This window comes from Arthrobacter sp. AK01, assembly GCF_021109375.1.
Classification (GTDB): domain Bacteria; phylum Actinomycetota; class Actinomycetes; order Actinomycetales; family Micrococcaceae; genus Arthrobacter.
In genome coordinates, this window is record NZ_JAJOHP010000016.1 from 37,336 (window position 1) to 54,035 (window position 16,700).

The window sequence follows — 16,700 nt, forward strand, 5'->3', positions numbered from 1 at the left end:
CATGCTGGTCCACGGAGTCGTTTGGGACTCTTCGTCACCGGCGTTGAGGTTGTTCTCGCCGGACACGGAGTTCACTGATATTGCGTTGGCCCAGGGCTCAGCCCTGGGCCTGCGTGTTATCCCCGGATTATGGTGCCTTGGTCATACCAAGGTCCACGGGCCGGGAGACCGCACACATGTTCCGTGCCGCAGCGGATCCATGGCCGAGCGGGGCAAACAGTGTGGGACATGTTTTGCCCGCGACGACTCCCGGCTGATGCACGATTTCCACCGGGGCGGTTCGGTGCCCACCGGACTCCGTGCTTACCTGATGCAGCCGCACTGGCTCTATGTGGCTACCTTCGCCAACGGTGCCACGAAGGTTGGCACTGCCTCCGCGCAGCGCAAATGGAACCGGCTTGCCGAGCAAGGTGCCGTACATGCTTCGTACGTGGCCCATGCCGAGGACGGTCGGATCGTCCGATTGCTTGAGGATCTGGTGACCCGCGAACTCGGTCTCGTCCAGCAAGTCCGCTCCGCTTCCAAAGTGGCGGGGCTGGTAGAGCCGCGTGCCGCCGTCGAGCTTTCTGCCTTGAACCGCCAGCACGCCGCACAGGTGCGCGAGCTGTTGGGTGGCCTGGCAATGACCGGCTACTCCGTGGTGGAGGACGAGTGGGACCGGCCGGACTTGTCTGAGCTTCTCTGTGTCGCTGGTGGCGAAGCGGGCCGACGCCACCCGTACCCGGCAACGTTCGACGCCGGCGGGCACGGTTTGCGGGTCCGCTCGCTGTCCGGGGCGATCGCCTTGGCCGGACTTCCCGACGCATCGGGTATTGAAGTGGAAGGCAGCTTCGTGGCTGACCTGGGCGCGCTGAAAGGCCGCAAGATCGAGTTCGGCCCCCACACCACGGAGATCCCGGCGTTGCAGGACTCCCTCTTCTAACGCCCTTTTTGCTGTGCGGCTAGGGGCGACATCTCGGCAGTAAGGGCCCCTGTTTCAGTTGAGATCCAACCCCTCGGCAACACCTTCCATCGAGCCCCCGTAGACTTGGACGGTGCTGGAACAATTTTGGGCTACGGCCTCTACGTCTTATAAAGTGCTCGTTTTCAGTGCCATGGGGCTGATCGCCGTCGGGCTCATCCTGTCCATCGTGGGGAACACCTCCGGCAACCAAGGGCTGGCCATGGCGTCGCTTCCCGTCATTGGCGTCGGGCTGGTGCTGCATGTCACTGGGCTGGTCATCCGCGGACAGAAGATCCGCAAGAGCTACAAGAAGTAACGCCCAAGCGAAAGCGCCGCCACCTTCCCGCAGCCCGATAGGGTTGGAGCATGAGTATCAATCCGGACCTGCAGGGCCGAAGCTACCCTGCCGCAGAGGTATACGACGTCGGGCGCGAAAAGATCCGCGAGTTTGCCAAGGCTGTGAAAGCCAACAACCCCGCACATTTCGATGTTGAGGCAGCCAAGGCCCTGGGCCACAGCGACCTCGTCGCACCGCCAACGTTCGCCATCATCGTGGCCCAGCGTGCTGATGCCCAGCTGGTGGAGGACCCGGAATCGGGGATCGACTTCTCCCGCGTAGTCCACGCCGACCAGCGGTTCACGCACCACCGCGCCATCGTCGCCGGTGACAAGCTCGTAGCTGAACTCCATGTGGACGGCGTCCGTGCCATGGGCGGGGGAGCCATGATCACCACCCGCTCCGAGATTTCCACAGTGGACGGCGAAAAGGTCGCCACCACCACCTCATCCATCCTGGTCCGCGGAGAGGGACAGTAACCATGAGCCCCACATTCGAAGAACTGACTGTCGGCCAGGAAATCGGCACCCGCAGCATTGACGTCACCCGCCAGGACCTGGTCAAGTACGCAGGAGCCTCCGGTGACTTCAACCCGATCCACTGGAACGAAGCCTTCGCCACCTCCGTGGAACTGCCGGGCGTCATCGCCCACGGCATGTTCACCATGGGTGCGGCAGTGCAGTTGGTGAGCGACTGGGCAGGCGACCCGGCCGCCGTCGTCGATTACCAGACCCGTTTCACCAAGCCCGTCCTCGTCACCGACACCACGGGAACCGATGAGGCCGGCGCTGTCATCGACGTCACCGGTGTGGTGGGAGCGCTCGACGCCGATGCCCGCACCGCGCGCATCGACCTCACCGTAGTGGCCGCTGGACTGAAGGTCCTCATGAAGTCGCAGGCGGTCGTGAAGGTCTCTTGAACCAACTGAACACCTTCCAACGGCGCGCCACACCGACTGAAATGTCGCGGTGGCGCGCCGCTGTTCTTGCTTCCTACGCGGCCAGCGGCATCGCTTTCGCAACGTGGGTCTCCCGCCTGCCGGCCATCCGCGACGGACTCAATCTCACGCCGGGCGGCATTGGCCTTCTGCTGATGTGCATGACCGTGGCCTCCTTCATCTCCATCTCGGCCTCGGGGCTGATCGTGCTCAGGCTGGGGCCGAAACTCACCACAAGGATCGGCAGTTGCATGGTGGGCGCCGGCTTGGTCACTGTGGGATTCGGCGCGTCCATCGTAGCGAGTCCGCTGGTGGTGGCAGCAGGCCTGGTGGTGCTCGGTCTCGGCACGGCAAGTTGGAACACCGCGTCCAATGTTGAGGGAGCCGCGCTGGAACGCGCCATGGACCGGCACATCATGCCGCATCTCCATGGAGCGTTCAGCCTTGGTACCGTGGCCGCCGCCGGGTTCGGTGCCTGGGCCGCCGCCGTGCACATGCCGGTGTTCTGGCATTTCCTGATCTCGGGCGTCGTGGTCACCACGTCCGTGGTAACCGCCGGATTCTGGTTCCGCGCCGAAAGGACAGCAGCAGCTACGCACACGTACCGGCCGGATGAGACGGACACTTTCCAGGACCCCTCCACCGGTCCGTTGCCGATCATCGATGCCGCCTCTCCCGAGCAGGGTCCCCAACAAGGCAAGGCTGCCGCTCCGCTGGACAGCAAACGGCTGGTGGCACTTGCATGGCGTGATCGCCGAACCCTCCTGATCGGCGTCCTGGTCCTCGGTTTGGCTTTGGCTGAGGGGGCCGCGGGGGATTGGGTGGCTTTGGCACTGGCCGACGGTCATGGGCAGTCCGATGCCGCCGGCGCTGTTGGCTACGGATTGTTCGTCACGTTCATGACCATCGGACGCTTCGCCGGAACCGCCATCCTGGACCGTTTTGGCCGCGTGGTGGTGATGCGGTGGTGCTCGGCCACCGCCGTCGTGGGTCTTGCCCTCTTTGTCTTCTCACCGGTTCCGTGGCTCGCGTTTGTTGCCTTGGCGATTTGGGGCCTTGGCGCCTCGCTGGGTTTCCCGGTGGGGATGTCCGCGGCTGCCGATGACCCCGTCCACGCGGCTGCCCGGGTTTCGGTGGTCTCCACCATCGGCTACGGAGCCTTCCTCTGCGGTCCGCCACTCCTGGGACTGCTGGCCGAACATTTCGGCATCCTGCATTCATTGCTGGCGCCGTTGGTGCTGCTGGTGGTCAGTTTCTTCCTGGCTCCGCTGTCCGGGCAGCAGAAGGCCACGTCCGTCCAGCCGGACGAAGCCCGTTAGGCTTGAATGGTGACCCAAACACTGCTTTCCGACTTGACCACAGCCGCCGTCGGCGGCCCCGCAGGGAACTATGTTGAGGCCCGCACCGAGGCTGAAATTATCGACGCCGTCAGGTCCGCCGACGCTGCCGACGAGAAACTCCTGATCATCGGAGGCGGCTCCAACCTCCTGATTTCCGACGAAGGCTACCCCGGCACCGTCCTGAAGATCGCGTCAGAAGGCTTCACCGTGAACTCGGAGGACAGCTGCGGCGGCGTTTCGGTGGTGGTGCAGGCGGGCCACAACTGGGATGCACTGGTGGAACACTCCGTGCTGCACGCTTGGTCCGGGTTGGAGGCATTATCCGGAATTCCGGGAGCCACGGGAGCCACTCCAGTACAGAACGTGGGCGCCTATGGTGCGGACGTTTCACAAACCATTGCCGCTGTGCGCACCTGGGACCGCGAACGCAATGCGGTGCAGACCTTCACCAACTCCGAGCTCACGTTCGGGTACCGCGATTCGATCCTGAAGCAGACCACGGTGGAGGGCTCGCCCCGCTATGTGGTGCTGACGGTCGAGTTCCAGTTGCCGCTGGGACGGATGAGCGCCCCCATCCGCTACGCCGAACTGGCCAGGGTGCTGGGCGTTGAGGCCGGAAAACGCGCCTACTCCAACGATGTCCGGAGGGAAGTCCTGCGGCTTCGAGCATCCAAGGGCATGGTCTTGGACGCTGCGGATCGGGACACCTATTCGACCGGTTCCTTCTTCACCAACCCGATCGTGGCCGCCGGGCATGCCGCGGAGTTACCGGAGAACGCTCCACAGTTCCCCGCGGGAACGGATGGAATGGTGAAGCTCTCCGCTGCGTGGCTGATCGACCAGGCAGGATTCGGAAAGGGCTTCGGACTCGAGACGTCCAGCGTTTCGGGTGGCAGGGCCTCCCTGTCCACCAAGCACACACTGGCCATAACCAACCGGGGTTCTGCGTCGGCTGCGGACATGGTTGCCATCGCACGTGAGGTGCAGGCCGGCGTCGTCGAACGTTTTGGTATTGAGTTGCACCCGGAACCGTTATTGATCGGTGTCAGTCTCTAGCGTGTCCGCCCGGGACCTCTCCTAGCGGGTACGACGTTCTGCGATCGGCAGGATCTTGTTGAGCAGCAGGAACGTGAGCCCGCAGCTGACCGAGCCCAACAGGAAGATCTGGCTGAAGGCGATACTCTGCGGCGATGGCCCGCTGGGCATGAAAAGCCCGGCAGTTGCGAACCCCACCAAGCCCAGCAACATGACGAGGGCTCCCAGCAGGAAGCTGCGGACCTGCGCGGCGGCGGTCGGGTAGAACCATGGCTCGGGGGCATCGTCGTCGCGGTCTGCTACTGGCTGGGTCGCTGCTGCCGTACCGATGAGGAGCGCTGCTGCGGCGGTCGCCACCAGACTCACGGTCTGGATGGCTTGCATCGATGAGGAAAGGCTCACGCCCGTCCCCACTGCCACGATCAGTCCGGCGCCAAGCCCGACGAGCGTGCAGAACCAGCCGGCGGTAGCCAACCACCGGCTCATCGGCCGCACGAACGGAGCAAGATCGCCAAAAAGCATGGATTCATCGTAGGATCCGCTGCTGGGTGAGGGCTGGGAGAGGCGGCAATGTTCCCTGTGCACGTTGGCCCTTTTAGGATGAAGCATGCCTTCAGCCCACACCGATCCAACTCCGCGAGTTATGGGCCGACTGCGCCTGGCCAGCCAAGGACTGTTGGGCGGCGGCTTTCCAACCGTTGCTGGCGCGGTCCGTTGGATGACGGCCATGCAGGCCCAGGACCTGGGCTCGGCCCTCTGGGCGGTCGGCCAGCGTGTGCCCGGCAGCCGCGCCTCGGACGTCAGGGCAGCCCTCGATGCCGGGTCTGTGGTCCGTTCGTGGCCCATGCGCGGGACGCTCCACCTACTCGCACCGGAAGATCTCCGCTGGATCCTGGGCATCACCAGCGACCGCCTCATGAATATGGTGGCTGGCCGCCACCGTGAACTGGCGATCACGCCGGACGACATCAGCCATTGCCGCGACATTGCCTTCAAAACCATGGAGGTCCTCACGTCAGCCGGGGGCGCCCACGGCGCAACCCGGGAGCAACTCTTCCAGGCGTTCGAGGACGCGGGCCAGATCACCAAGGCGCAGCGGGGAATCCACTTGCTCGGGAGTCTTTGCCAGCGGGCGTGGCTGGTGCAGGGACCTATGGCTGCGTCAAACGGTAAAGCGGGCGTACAGCAAGTGTTCGTGCCGTTCGAGGACTGGATTCCGGAGTCGCGGGACCTCGGGCGCGAGGAGGGCATTGCGGAGCTGCTGTACCGCTACCTCCGGAGCCACGGTCCTGCGACCATCAAGGATTTCTCGTGGTGGAGCCAAGTGCCGCTCATCGAGGCACGCGCAGCCCTCAAGACGCTGCAGGACCAATTGGTCGAGTTGCCTCTCGGCGGAACCAATTATTGGTTGTCGTCGGAGACAGCAGCAATGCTCGACGACGGCGTCCCCGGCTCACGCTCGTTGCTGGCACTTCCCGGGTTCGACGAGTTCCTGCTCGGTTACCAGGACCGGAGCCTGGTCCTGGCCCCTGAGTTCGCGGAGCGTGTTGTCCCGGGAAAGAACGGTGTGTTCAAACGGATCATGGTGTCCGGGGGTGAAGTGGTGGGAACGTGGGCCAGGCCGGTCACGGGGAAAGCGGTGAGTGTGGTTCCGGAGCCGTTCGCCGGTCAGCTGGGCACGGCAGCTGAGCGTTCGTTCCAAGCTCAGGGCAGGGCGTACGTGAAGTTCATGAACAGCTGAAAACCGGCCCGCTGAAATGCCCACCAAAACGAGGAAAACCCGCCGCTCCGTGGCTGGGCGGCAACGGAGCAGCGGGTTTTCGAACAAGAATGGCTAGAGCTTGCCGGTGACAATGTTGAGCATGCGGCGCAGTGGCTCGGCGGCACCCCACAGAAGCTGGTCGCCAACAGTGAAGGCACTGATGTATTCCGGACCCATTTCGAGCTTGCGGATACGTCCCACGGGGATGTCCAGCGTGCCGGATGCAGCCACGGGGGTCAGGTCGGCCATGGAGGCTTCCTTGGTGTTGGGAACAACCTTGGCCCACTCGTTGTCCTTGGCCAGGAGGTTCTCGATCTCCGTCACGGACAGGTCTTCGCGCAGCTTGAGCGTGAGGGCCTGGGAGTGGGAGCGCATGGCGCCAATGCGGACACACAGTCCGTCCATGGCGATGTGGTCCTTGCCGGCAGAGCCGTTGCCGGTGCCGAGGATCTTGTTGGTTTCGACGCCGGCCTTCCACTCTTCCTTGGACTGGCCGTTGCCGAGGTCGGCATCGATCCACGGAATCAGGGACCCGGCCAGCGGAACGCCGAACTGTGTGGCGTCAACACCGTTGCGCTGGGCAGCGAGGACCTTGTGGTCGATTTCCAGGATCGCCGACGCGGGATCCTCCAGTTCGCTGCTGACCTCGTTGTTGAGGGTGCCGAACTGGTTCAGGAGCTCGCGCATGTGGCGTGCGCCGCCACCGGAGGCAGCCTGGTACGTCATGGAGGTGCCCCACTCCACGAGGTTGTTCTTGAACAGGCCACCGAGGCCCATGAGCATGCAGGAGACCGTACAGTTTCCGCCGATGAAGTCCTTCACTCCGCCGGAGAGGCCGGCATCGATGACGTCGCGGTTGATGGGGTCCAGCACGATGATCGAATCGTCATTCATGCGCAAGGTGGAGGCAGCGTCAATCCAGAGGCCGTCCCAGCCACGGTTGCGCAGTTCGCCGTGGACCTGCTTGGTGTAGTCGCCGCCCTGGGCGGTGACAATAATCGGCAGCTTGGCCAGGGTCTCAATATCGAACGCGTCCTCGAGCTTGCCTGCCCCATCAGCGAAGGAAGGGGCGGCACCTCCTGCGTTCGAGGTGGAGAAAAATACCGGGTTGATGTTGGCGAAGTCGTTCTCTTCCTGCATGCGGTGCATCAGGACGGAGCCGACCATGCCACGCCAACCGACCAGTCCAACGGACGGATTAGCTGCTGTAGTCATTCCCCAAGTCTAAACTTTCGGAGCAAACTGCCGCTGTTGGTTACGTCACGCAGGCACCGCGCGACGCCGGCACCCGTCGACGCGGCCCGGCTCGCCGCCCGCAATGGCTAGTGGCCGGCGTCGTGCCCTTGCAGCAAAAGGGCCTTGCGCTTGCGCAGGGCGAAGAAGGCACCAAACGTGAACACCTGCGTGAGAACGACCAGCACGATGATCCCGGCAATTTTGTTGCCCCCCAGGATCATGGTCAGTCCCACAATGGCGGAGATCAGGGCGAAGAGCGGCAGCAGCATATAGCCCAGCACGAACAGGGTTTCAGGTTTCTTCAGCATGCGGACTTTCCTAGCTTTCGGTCCGGCGCCACGTTGTGAACCGGTAGTTTGTGCCGTTCTTGGCGGTGAGCCAGCCCTCGGGCGGCGCCACGGTGTCAAAGGTCCAATCATCACCCAGCCGGGGCGCGTAGGTGTCACCCTCCACATCGGTATCAATGATGGTGATGACCGCAAGGTTGGCGATGCCCATGGACTGCTCAAAGATCTCGCCGCCCCCGATGATCCAGACCTTCTGGCCGCCGGGCGCAAATTGGGATTCCAGCAACGCATCGTCAAGCGAAGAAACCACGACGGCGCCCTCCGCCTCGGGGGTGGACGCCCACTCGGCGCTGCGCGTCACCACGATATTGGTACGGCCCGGGAGCGGACGGTACTTTTCGGGAAAGGACTCCCACGTCTTGCGCCCCATGATGACGGGGTGACCCGTGGTGAGCTGGCTGAAGTGCTTCAGGTCTTCGGGCAGGTGCCACGGCATGGTGCCGTCCTTGCCGATCACGCCGGACTTTGCCTGGGCCCACACCATCCCAATGCCCGTCATGCGGCCAGCGGTTTCCTGGGTGAAGATGACGGCGGGCAGCTGGGAAGGAGTCCCGGAGGAAGGAGTGCTCATACGGCGATCGGCGCCTTGATGGTGGGGTGGTGGCGGTAGTCCACAACTTCGAAGTCGTCCAGCGTGTAGTCGAAGATCGAGTCGGGCTTTCGAAGGATCTTCAGCTGCGGGTATTCGTAGGGCTCGCGGCTGAGCTGCTGGGCAACCTGGTCCACGTGGTTGTCGTAGACGTGCACGTCGCCGCCGGTCCAGACGAATTCCCCGGGCTCGAGGCCAAGCTGCTGCGCGACTATGCGCGTCAGCAGCGCGTAGGAAGCAATGTTGAACGGTACGCCCAGGAAGGTGTCCGCGGAGCGCTGGTACAGCTGGCAGGACAGCTTGCCGTCGGCCACATAGAACTGGAAGAAGGCATGGCAAGGTGGCAGTGCCATGTCTTTGAGCTCGGAAACGTTCCAGGCAGAGACAATGTGCCGACGTGAATCGGGGTTGGCGGCCAGGTTGGCCATGAGCTCGGAGATTTGGTCGATGTGGCCACCGTCGGGAGTAGGCCAACTGCGCCACTGCACCCCATAGACGGGGCCGAGTTCGCCATCTGCGTCAGCCCATTCGTCCCAGATGGAGACGCCCTGGTCCTGCATCCACTTCACGTTCGAGTCGCCTCGCAGGAACCACAGGAGCTCTACTGCCACGGACTTGAAGTGGACCCGCTTGGTAGTGATGAGCGGGAAGCTTTCGGCAAGGTCGAACCTCAATTGGCGGCCAAAAACGCTGCGCGTTCCGGTTCCGGTGCGGTCCGACTTGTGCGTGCCGTTGGCCATGACGTCGCGCAGAAGGTCTTCATAAGGGGTGGGGATGCTCACTCCTCAAGCTTACTTGCCAGCCGTCCTCGGAGAAGATCAATGAGAGTGTCGTCACCAATGCCCGCGGCCCGCGCCGTCCGGATCAAACCGTCGACGGCGGAGATCACCGCCGCGTCCGCGCGAACAGCGCCGTCCGGCGCGTGGGGTGGCCCGACGACGACAGTCCCGTTCCGTCGTCGTGATTCAATCAGCCCGGACTGCTCGAGTTCCTTGTAGGCACGGGCCACGGTGCCTGCAGCAATGCCCAGGTCCGCTGCCAGGCTGCGGACCGTGGGCAGGCGGCTTCCAGGCTCCAGCACTCCGACGGCAATCAGGGAACTGAGCTGGCGGCGGATCTGCTCGTACGGCGGGACGGGATCCGCCAGGTCGACTGTGATCCCGGCGGTCATTGTGCGTGTTCCCCTTGCTTGGTGGAGTTCCCCCGGGGGAGGGTGCGCAACAGGCTGCGGACAGGTGTGATGGCCACGATGACCGCGATGATTGCCAGGACAATGCCGATCACGGGGAGGGGGCTGGGGCCGATCGGATCAAGGCTTCCGGCGGGAGGGAACATTCCGTACCAGGCGTTGCCCGCGCTGATCAGCAGCGCGGCGGCCTGCCCCAGGCAATACGCTGCCAGGGTCCTGACAATCCGGTACATGCTGATGGCGCGAAGGGCGGCGTCCAGTCCTGCGTTGCCGTCTGTCTCCGGGATACCTCGACGCCGGCGCACCGTCAGGACGGCTGCGGTGCCGGCCAACGCGACCACCAAGGAGACGGGAACCGCGGCCGTCCACGTCCCGGGACCGAACGGCTGCACCTCGCCGGCCACTGCGAAAACGAGCGCGACGGCCAGTACCAGGGCGCTGCCTATGGCAAAAGAGAGCAAGCCCTTGGAGACGGGCTGCCGCGGCCATTGGAGGGGAGCATCGGTTGTACCGTAATTGCGGCCGATCATGAGATCGCCCGCGGCGATGGCTGCCAAGAGGATCACGGCGACCACGCCGGTCATCGACGGAAAAGCCCAGGGCTCAGGTGTTCGGGCAGGCACCAGGATTATCGCGTAGCCGGCAATGAGCGCAACAACGCCCAGTACGCCCAGCGCCGCTCCAACGGAAATGCTGAGCCGGGCGGCCCCATGGGTTCGTGGATCGGCGCGGAGTGCGGCAGTGCTGGTGGTCTTGACCGAATTGAGCAGCGATGGCAGCTCGGGAACCTGCCACCACCACATGAGCAGCAGTACCGCCATGTTGACCATGCCGACGTAATTGAACCAGGACGACTGCCACAGGGCGCCAGGGGCGGGCTGCGCGGCGAAGTTCCCGGCGATGCTCGCCAAGCCGGCCGAGATTGTAGCGACTGTCCGGAGCAAACGGTTGGTGGCTATCACCCGGAGCGTCCGGTTATCGTCGCCGTCGAGTGTTTCAAGCTGCCGGCGGCGGGCAATCAACACCAGCACCAGGAGGGTCCCGACGGCGAGAACCAGCAGCGCCCCGCCCAGCCACGCGGCCAGTTCCCACCCGGGTATCCGGCCTTCCTGTCCTTGTCCCATATACCCGTTGTCGGTTGGCGTCGCCTGGCTCGGTGGAGCAGGCAGCACCGGGGTGTGGCCGGGGAGCGTGGCGATCCAGGCAATGACCAGGGCCGCGAATGCAAAAATGGCGGCGGTCGTCCAAGCAAGTTTTCGGGGGAGGAAGTCCCTGATCCTGCGGACGGTCAGTTCGGCGTACCTGCGTGGCGCTTTCGGCGCGGGGTAGCTCAGCTGCCCCAAGGCATGGACGGCGAGACAGGCGAGAATGGGCCAGGCGAGTGCGCCGGAGATTTGCTCGGGAGTTGTTGGGGCGCTGGCCCCCGAGGGGTTCACGCGAAGGATCCCCGTGTTCATGGCCCCTTGCAAGGAGCTGGCCATCCAACCAATGATGCCCACCCATAGCCCGTGTGACGCAACGGATTGGGAGTCCGGCGTGGACCACACCTGCATCCGAAGGAACAGATACACGATGACGGCGCCCACAACCGGGCCAAGGAAGAACATCGGTGGCAGGCTTAAAAACACGTCGAAGACCCCCAAGTCTTTGTATCGAACAGTTCTTTGTATCGAACAGTGCGATCATTGTATCAACCATTTGATACAAAAACCTGGGGCGCACGAAAACGACTAGTCGTCGAAGGGCTTGACCTGTTCCACGGAGACGATCTTCCGCTCGGATCCCCGGACAACCTGGCAGACAATCACTTCGCCGGGCGTCAGATACGGGTCTGAGGCAGGAAGGAGCGCCTTCAGGCCCTGCGACATGTGCTGGCCCAGCTGCTTCAAGGCAGTGGGTAGGGCCGGACGATGTGTGCAGACCGCGATGGGCACCTGCTTGTCGAACAAGGCCTCAACGGCTGCAGCAGTCTTTTTGGGAGAGCGCTGGTGGTGGTGCTCCGTGAGGGCCTCCACCAGTTTCACCTTGGCACCGCTGGCCTTGGCATAGGGGGCAATGGTCGCTACGCAGCGGGTCCACGGGCTTGTCACCACGCGTTGCGGTTTCCAGACCTCCAGAAGGCGCTGGACGGCAACTGCCTGACGCTGGCCCGTCGCTGCCAATGGGCGGTCGCCCTCGGCCTTGGTCCAGGAGGACCGGGGCTTGGCTTTGGCATGGCGGATCAGTACCAGGGGCCATGTGTCCAGCTCGCCGCGGACGTGGGCTTTCTCCAGGTATTCCAGTGGCTCCACATCCGTCGGGTTGCTCAGGAATGAGGCAGCCCGGTCAGGGCTGCACCACATAACGCTGTCCACTTCTTTGCCGTCGGGCCTCAGCTGCGCGCCATTGACCTTGACAGCCCAGTACCGCACCACTTTCAGGCCGGCCGCAACGTGGTAGTGAATCGGCGGGAGTGGTATGCCCAACGGGGCCTGGAGACCGATCTCCTCCCACACTTCGCGGGCCGCGCACTCCGGAACTGTTTCGCCGGCGTCGAGCTTTCCTTTGGGCCAGGACCAATCGTCGTACCGGGGCCTGTGGATGAGGAGGACCTCAAGGGTGCCCTTGTTGATCCGCCACGGAATGGCGCCGGCCGCGATCACGGCCACCGGCTCGCCGGGGTGGTCTGATTGATCCGCCACGGGTGTATCGCTGTTCAAGTGTTTCCTCTACCGCCGGGCCGATGCACGCTGGCGTGAACGCGACTCCAGGAGCCAGGACTGCATGTCCAGCAACGGCTTGCCGTCCTCGTCCTGGTGATGCCTGGTCCAGTGTCCGTGATCGTTCAGGTGCCAGCTGGCGGTCCCGTCATCGACGTAGCGGCGCATGAGGTCCATGACCGTTGCGGTGTCTTCCTTGCTGGCCAACTGAACCAGGGCTTCCACGCGGCGGTCCAGGTTGCGGTGCATCATGTCGGCGGAACCGATGTACACCACGGGCTCGCCGCCGTTGCCAAAGGCAAAGACACGTGAGTGCTCCAGGAAGCGGCCGAGGATGGAGCGGACGGTGATGTTCTCGCTGAGTCCCGGGACTCCCGGCCGCAGCGAGCAGATGCCGCGCACCACGACGTCAACCTTCACACCGGCCTGCGAAGCGCGGTAGAGGGCGTCGATGATGGCTTCGTCCACCATCGAGTTGACCTTGATCTGCACGAGGCCCGGGATGCCGGCGCGTGCATTGCGGATCTCAGCTTCGATCCTGTCCACCAAACCCGCACGGACGGAACGGGGCGCTACAAGCAGCCTCTTGAACGTTGACTTCGGCGCATAGCCGGAGAGCTGGTTGAACAGCTTGGACAGGTCCTCGCCCACCTGCTCATTGGCCGTCAGCAAGCCGAGGTCTTCGTAGTAGCGGGCCGTACGCGGGTGGTAGTTGCCGGTGCCGATGTGGCAGTAGCGGCGCAGGCCGTCCACTTCCTGCCGGACCACCAGTGACAACTTGCAGTGGGTCTTCAGGCCGACGATGCCGTACACCACGTGAACGCCGGCCTGTTCCAGTTTGCGGGCCCAGGAAATGTTGGCCTGCTCATCAAAGCGCGCCTTGATCTCCACAAGGGCCAGGACCTGCTTGCCTGCCTCGGCGGCATCGATCAGGGCATCCACGATGGGGGAGTCGCCGGAGGTCCGGTACAGGGTCTGCTTGATGGCCTGCACCTTGGGATCCGCGGCCGCCTGTTCCAGGAATGCCTGAACGGAGGTGGAGAAGGAGTCGTATGGGTGGTGGAGCAGGATGTCCCTGCGGCGCATGGCGGCAAAGACGTTCGCTGCCTTGGAGGTCTCAGACTCGTTCAGGTACCGGGAGGTGTGGGGTACGTGCTTGGGGTAGTGGAGATCGGCGCGGTCGATACCGCTGATCGCCGACAGCCCACGGAGGTCAAGAGGTGCCGGAACGGAATAGACCTCGGACTCCTCGACGCCAAGTTCCCGAATCAGCAGCGCCTTGATGTTCGGGTTGATGTCCGTGGTGACTTCAAGCCGCACGGGAGGACCGAAGCGCCGGCGCAGCAGTTCCTTTTCCAAAGCCTGCAGGAGGTTCTCGGCGTCGTCCTCTTCAACTTCCAGGTCCTCGTTGCGGGTGACGCGGAAGGTGTGGTGCTCCAGGACCTCCATCCCGGGGAAGAGCTTGTCCAGGTGGACGGCGATGACTTCTTCCAGCGCAATGAACCTGGCAACCCGGCCCGGGATGGCACCCGCGCGCGGTCCATCCACGGAAATGAGGCGCGGGAGCTGGTCCGGAACCTTTACGCGGGCGAAGAGTTCCTTGTCGCTGATCGGGTTGCTCACGATCACTGCAAGGTTCAGGGACAGCCCCGAGATGTAGGGGAAGGGGTGCGCAGGGTCCACGGCCAGCGGTGTCAGGATGGGGAAGACCTTCTCCTGGAACATGATGCTGATCCGGTGGCGGGCATCCTCATCGAGCTCATGCCAGTGCATGAGGTGGATGTGCTCGTAGGCCAGGGCCGGACGGATCTGCTCGGCGAAGACCCGTGCATGGCGCTCCTGAAGCCTGTGGGCTTCCTCGCTGATCTGCTCCAGCACCTCAATGGGGCTCAGGCCTGCGGGGGAGGGTACGGCCAAACCCGTGGCGATGCGCCGCTTGAGGCCGGCCACCCGAACCATGAAGAACTCGTCCAGGTTGGAAGCGAAGATCGACAGGAAGCTGACGCGTTCCAGCAGGAAAAGGTCCGGATCCTCAGCGAGCTCCAGCACACGTGAGTTGAACGCCAGCCAGCTGAGTTCGCGGTCCAGGAAGCGGTCCGGGGAGATATCCCCCTCCGGCACAAGGCTCGGGGCGAACTCCGGAATGTCGATGCGGTCCTGGGTGGCCCGCGAGGCCGGCACTTCCGAGGACCCGAAGCGCGGGGGCAGTGTTGCGCCCTTAGAGGTGGATCCGGCGGTGCCGACGGGGTCCGGCTGCATGGGGTTCTCCTAAGCTCAGGACGGGGGTTTCCTCCCACATTACAAGCAATTCCAGTGCGCGAATCCAAGATGTCACCGGCTTTGGGCCAAGTGATCCCACATGGTTATTTTTTGGTCATCGGGCCATACATCACGTCGGTGTCCCAGCGAACGAAGCCGAGTTTCTGGTAAAGGGCTACTGCGGCATGGTTGTCGGCGTCCACGTAGAGCATCACAGCATGCAGGCCTTTGTCCTGGAGGTGCTGGATTCCCGCGACCGTCAGCGCTTTGCCCAGGCCCAGGCCTTGCGCGGCGGGCGTGACGCCTACCACGTACACCTCGCCGATGGCAGGGTGCTGCCCCTGGCGGGGATGGACTTTGGTCCAGTGGAACCCCAGCAGTTCCCCGTCGGCGTTGACGGCCAGCAGGAAGCCCTCGGGATCGAACCACTCTTCGGTTTTCCGCGCCTCAAGGTCCGCAAGGGTCATCGAACCCTGCTCCGGGTGGTGCGAGAAGGCTGCCCGGTTTGCGGCAAGCCAGGCTTGCTCATCCTGGCCCGGCACGAAGGCGCGGAGCGAGACGCCGTCCGGGAGCCCGGCGTCGGGCAGCGAGGAGGCAGACGACATCAGCCGCATCTTCCACAGTTCCCGTACAGGCCGGTATTCAAAGCGCTTCGCGAGTTCGGCAGCGGCTTCGTGGTTGCCGTGCGACCATGCGCTGAGTCCGTCCAGGCTGCGTTTGCCCCGCAAGGAGTCCAGCAGCCTCCCTGCCACGCCCTGGTTGCGGTAGCTCGGGTGCACAGCCAGCTCCAGCACGCCGCTTCCATCCCCGTCTTCAATAACGACGGCGGTTCCGGCCAGGTCTTCACCGGTGGCGGGATCCGAGTCCTCATCGGGAGCGTAGAGGACGAAAGACAAGACGGAGTGATCGCCGGCATCGGCGCCGCGCAGCATCACCAGCGTTTGCTCCGAAAAGGGAGGGTTCCCGTCGGACTCCTCCGCAGCAGCGGCGAGGGTCCTGACGTCTTTGAGGATTTCGGGGTCCAAGGCGCCGGCAATGATCAGGACGGGCCAGTTTTCCGGGTGCGCGTGACTCATGATGCAAGGCTATACGTCCGAGGCAAGCCCCGTGATTTGATGTCCCCGCGGAAGGGAGGTAGTCTCGTTATCTCGTTCGGCTTGTGGTTTGTCCACGTGGCCGGGCATTGGGGGGATCCACCAGTGGGGTGGCCTCGATACGTTCGACCCGTATGTCCTCCACCAAGAAATGAAGAGGCCGGAATCCATGTGGATTCCGGCCTCTTCACTTTGTGTTCAGTAAGCCGGGTACTCAGGCTTCAGAGAGCTCATCGTCCGGGAGCCGGACAAGGGTGAGCCGGTAGCCCACGTTACGGACCGTGCTGATCAAGTTTTCGTGGTCCACGCCAAGCTTGGCGCGAAGGCGTCGGATGTGGACGTCCACGGTCCGGGTGCCACCGTAGTAGTCATAGCCCCAGACCTCGGTCAGCAACTGCTGGCGGGTGAAGACCCGGCCGGGGTGCTGTGCCAGGTACTTCAGGAGTTCGAATTCCTTGAACGTCAGGTTCAGTGGCTGGCCGTTGACGCGTGCGGTGTAGCTGGCCTCGTCAATCACGACGCCGGCGGCCCGGATTTCGGTCTGGGTCTCTTCTTCCCCGGTGACAGCTCGCGCCATGGCGAGGCGGATGCGCGCTTCCACCTCTGCAGGACCGGCGGAGTCCAGGACAATGTCATCCACGGCCCACGCGGAGGAGACGGCAGCCATGCCGCCTTCAGTGAGGATCAGCATGAGGGGCGCGCTCAGACCGGTGGCCTTCAGCAATTGCGTCAGTGAGCGGGCGCCCACCAGATCCTTGCGGGCATCCAGGAAGACGATGTCCGTGGGATCGGTTTCGAGCAATGCAGTGGGTTCTGCCGGGAGGATGTGCACACGGTGGTTCAACAACTCCAAGGCAGGCAAAATGTCCACCGAAGAGCCGGTGCTGTTCGTTAGGAGCAGGATGTGCGACATAGTTCCTCCAATGGGCTGTA

Annotated in this window: 18 protein-coding genes; 7 read left to right on the plus strand and 11 right to left on the minus strand. The window is 63.8% G+C overall.

From position 1 onward, the window contains the following. Position 1: 1 nt before the first annotated feature. The 6 genes from LN996_RS07630 to LN996_RS07655 all read left to right on the plus strand — a co-directional run bounded on the left by LN996_RS07630 (position 2) and on the right by LN996_RS07655 (position 4,613). Positions 2-922, plus strand: a complete 921-nt coding sequence (locus LN996_RS07630) for a DUF2797 domain-containing protein (protein WP_231339821.1) — start codon at positions 2-4, stop codon at positions 920-922. Between the two features lie 112 nt (positions 923-1,034). Continuing rightward, the gene (locus LN996_RS07635; protein ID WP_231339822.1) at positions 1,035-1,259 is read left to right on the plus strand and encodes a DUF3188 domain-containing protein; all 225 of its coding nucleotides are present in this window, start codon (positions 1,035-1,037) and stop codon (positions 1,257-1,259) included. 50 nt (positions 1,260-1,309) lie between these two features. Further along, positions 1,310-1,759, plus strand: coding sequence for a MaoC family dehydratase N-terminal domain-containing protein (locus LN996_RS07640; protein WP_231339823.1), 450 nt, complete (start codon positions 1,310-1,312; stop codon positions 1,757-1,759). Between the two features lie 2 nt (positions 1,760-1,761). Then, a complete protein-coding gene (locus tag LN996_RS07645) occupies positions 1,762-2,199 on the plus strand; it encodes a MaoC family dehydratase (protein ID WP_159706876.1) in 438 nt (145 codons plus the stop codon). Between the two features lie 41 nt (positions 2,200-2,240). Beyond that, on the plus strand, positions 2,241-3,536 hold the full coding sequence (locus LN996_RS07650; protein ID WP_231339855.1) for a sugar MFS transporter: 1,296 nt from the start codon (positions 2,241-2,243) through the stop codon (positions 3,534-3,536). A gap of 9 nt (positions 3,537-3,545) precedes the next feature. Continuing rightward, positions 3,546-4,613 (plus strand): UDP-N-acetylmuramate dehydrogenase, encoded by a 1,068-nt coding sequence (locus LN996_RS07655; protein ID WP_231339824.1) that lies wholly within the window; start codon positions 3,546-3,548, stop codon positions 4,611-4,613. A 21-nt stretch (positions 4,614-4,634) separates the two neighbouring features. Here LN996_RS07655 and LN996_RS07660 read toward each other — a convergent pair whose 3' ends face one another. Continuing rightward, positions 4,635-5,114 (minus strand): hypothetical protein, encoded by a 480-nt coding sequence (locus LN996_RS07660; protein WP_231339825.1) that lies wholly within the window; start codon positions 5,112-5,114, stop codon positions 4,635-4,637. Positions 5,115-5,199: 85 nt separating this feature from the next. Here LN996_RS07660 and LN996_RS07665 point away from each other — a divergent pair, with 85 nt between their 5' ends. Beyond that, positions 5,200-6,333: a winged helix DNA-binding domain-containing protein gene (locus LN996_RS07665; protein ID WP_231339826.1), complete on the plus strand. Its 1,134-nt coding sequence runs from the start codon at positions 5,200-5,202 to the stop codon at positions 6,331-6,333. Between the two features lie 93 nt (positions 6,334-6,426). Here the strand turns inward: LN996_RS07665 and asd are convergent, their stop codons facing one another. The 10 genes from asd to LN996_RS07715 form a co-directional block, all read right to left on the minus strand. After that, entirely contained in the window at positions 6,427-7,569 is a 1,143-nt protein-coding gene (asd, locus tag LN996_RS07670) for an aspartate-semialdehyde dehydrogenase (protein ID WP_231339827.1), read from the minus strand. Between the two features lie 107 nt (positions 7,570-7,676). Continuing rightward, positions 7,677-7,898 carry an NF038396 family protein gene (locus LN996_RS07675; protein ID WP_231339828.1) on the minus strand — a complete coding sequence of 74 codons (222 nt, stop codon included), beginning with the start codon at positions 7,896-7,898 and terminating at the stop codon, positions 7,677-7,679. A gap of 10 nt (positions 7,899-7,908) precedes the next feature. Continuing rightward, the gene (locus LN996_RS07680; protein WP_231339829.1) at positions 7,909-8,508 is read right to left on the minus strand and encodes a dihydrofolate reductase; all 600 of its coding nucleotides are present in this window, start codon (positions 8,506-8,508) and stop codon (positions 7,909-7,911) included. Further along, positions 8,505-9,308, minus strand: a complete 804-nt coding sequence (locus tag LN996_RS07685; RefSeq protein ID WP_231339830.1) for a thymidylate synthase — start codon at positions 9,306-9,308, stop codon at positions 8,505-8,507. Before LN996_RS07685 ends, LN996_RS07680 begins: the two co-directional genes overlap by 4 nt. Beyond that, on the minus strand, positions 9,305-9,697 hold the full coding sequence (locus tag LN996_RS07690; RefSeq protein ID WP_231339831.1) for a GntR family transcriptional regulator: 393 nt from the start codon (positions 9,695-9,697) through the stop codon (positions 9,305-9,307). Before LN996_RS07690 ends, LN996_RS07685 begins: the two co-directional genes overlap by 4 nt. Continuing rightward, the gene (locus LN996_RS07695; RefSeq protein WP_231339832.1) at positions 9,694-11,322 is read right to left on the minus strand and encodes a hypothetical protein; all 1,629 of its coding nucleotides are present in this window, start codon (positions 11,320-11,322) and stop codon (positions 9,694-9,696) included. The genes LN996_RS07690 and LN996_RS07695 overlap by 4 nt, the downstream gene beginning before the upstream one ends. Before the next feature lie 123 nt (positions 11,323-11,445). After that, complete coding sequence (locus LN996_RS07700) at positions 11,446-12,414, minus strand: NUDIX hydrolase (RefSeq protein ID WP_231339833.1); 969 nt, start codon at positions 12,412-12,414, stop codon at positions 11,446-11,448. Between the two features lie 9 nt (positions 12,415-12,423). Then, the gene (locus LN996_RS07705) at positions 12,424-14,673 is read right to left on the minus strand and encodes an RNA degradosome polyphosphate kinase (protein ID WP_231339834.1); all 2,250 of its coding nucleotides are present in this window, start codon (positions 14,671-14,673) and stop codon (positions 12,424-12,426) included. 104 nt (positions 14,674-14,777) lie between these two features. Beyond that, the gene (mshD, locus tag LN996_RS07710) at positions 14,778-15,749 is read right to left on the minus strand and encodes a mycothiol synthase (protein WP_231339835.1); all 972 of its coding nucleotides are present in this window, start codon (positions 15,747-15,749) and stop codon (positions 14,778-14,780) included. 232 nt (positions 15,750-15,981) lie between these two features. Beyond that, a complete protein-coding gene (locus LN996_RS07715) occupies positions 15,982-16,680 on the minus strand; it encodes a response regulator transcription factor (RefSeq protein ID WP_090817688.1) in 699 nt (232 codons plus the stop codon). Positions 16,681-16,700 lie beyond the last annotated feature (20 nt).

Excerpts from the sequence above, each read along its gene's own strand:
- LN996_RS07630 (WP_231339821.1), top strand. The coding sequence starts at position 2 with ATGCTGGTCCACGGAGTCGTTTGGGACTCTTCGTCACCGGCGTTGAGG.
- LN996_RS07640 (WP_231339823.1), top strand. The coding sequence starts at position 1,310 with ATGAGTATCAATCCGGACCTGCAGGGCCGAAGCTACCCTGCCGCAGAG.
- LN996_RS07645 (WP_159706876.1), top strand. The coding sequence starts at position 1,762 with ATGAGCCCCACATTCGAAGAACTGACTGTCGGCCAGGAAATCGGCACC.
- LN996_RS07650 (WP_231339855.1), top strand. The coding sequence starts at position 2,241 with ATGTCGCGGTGGCGCGCCGCTGTTCTTGCTTCCTACGCGGCCAGCGGC.
- LN996_RS07660 (WP_231339825.1), bottom strand. The coding sequence starts at position 5,114 with ATGCTTTTTGGCGATCTTGCTCCGTTCGTGCGGCCGATGAGCCGGTGG.
- LN996_RS07665 (WP_231339826.1), top strand. The coding sequence starts at position 5,200 with ATGCCTTCAGCCCACACCGATCCAACTCCGCGAGTTATGGGCCGACTG.
- asd (WP_231339827.1), bottom strand. The coding sequence starts at position 7,569 with ATGACTACAGCAGCTAATCCGTCCGTTGGACTGGTCGGTTGGCGTGGC.
- LN996_RS07675 (WP_231339828.1), bottom strand. The coding sequence starts at position 7,898 with ATGCTGAAGAAACCTGAAACCCTGTTCGTGCTGGGCTATATGCTGCTG.
- LN996_RS07680 (WP_231339829.1), bottom strand. The coding sequence starts at position 8,508 with ATGAGCACTCCTTCCTCCGGGACTCCTTCCCAGCTGCCCGCCGTCATC.
- LN996_RS07690 (WP_231339831.1), bottom strand. The coding sequence starts at position 9,697 with ATGACCGCCGGGATCACAGTCGACCTGGCGGATCCCGTCCCGCCGTAC.
- LN996_RS07695 (WP_231339832.1), bottom strand. The coding sequence starts at position 11,322 with ATGTTCTTCCTTGGCCCGGTTGTGGGCGCCGTCATCGTGTATCTGTTC.
- LN996_RS07705 (WP_231339834.1), bottom strand. The coding sequence starts at position 14,673 with ATGCAGCCGGACCCCGTCGGCACCGCCGGATCCACCTCTAAGGGCGCA.
- mshD (WP_231339835.1), bottom strand. The coding sequence starts at position 15,749 with ATGAGTCACGCGCACCCGGAAAACTGGCCCGTCCTGATCATTGCCGGC.
- LN996_RS07715 (WP_090817688.1), bottom strand. The coding sequence starts at position 16,680 with ATGTCGCACATCCTGCTCCTAACGAACAGCACCGGCTCTTCGGTGGAC.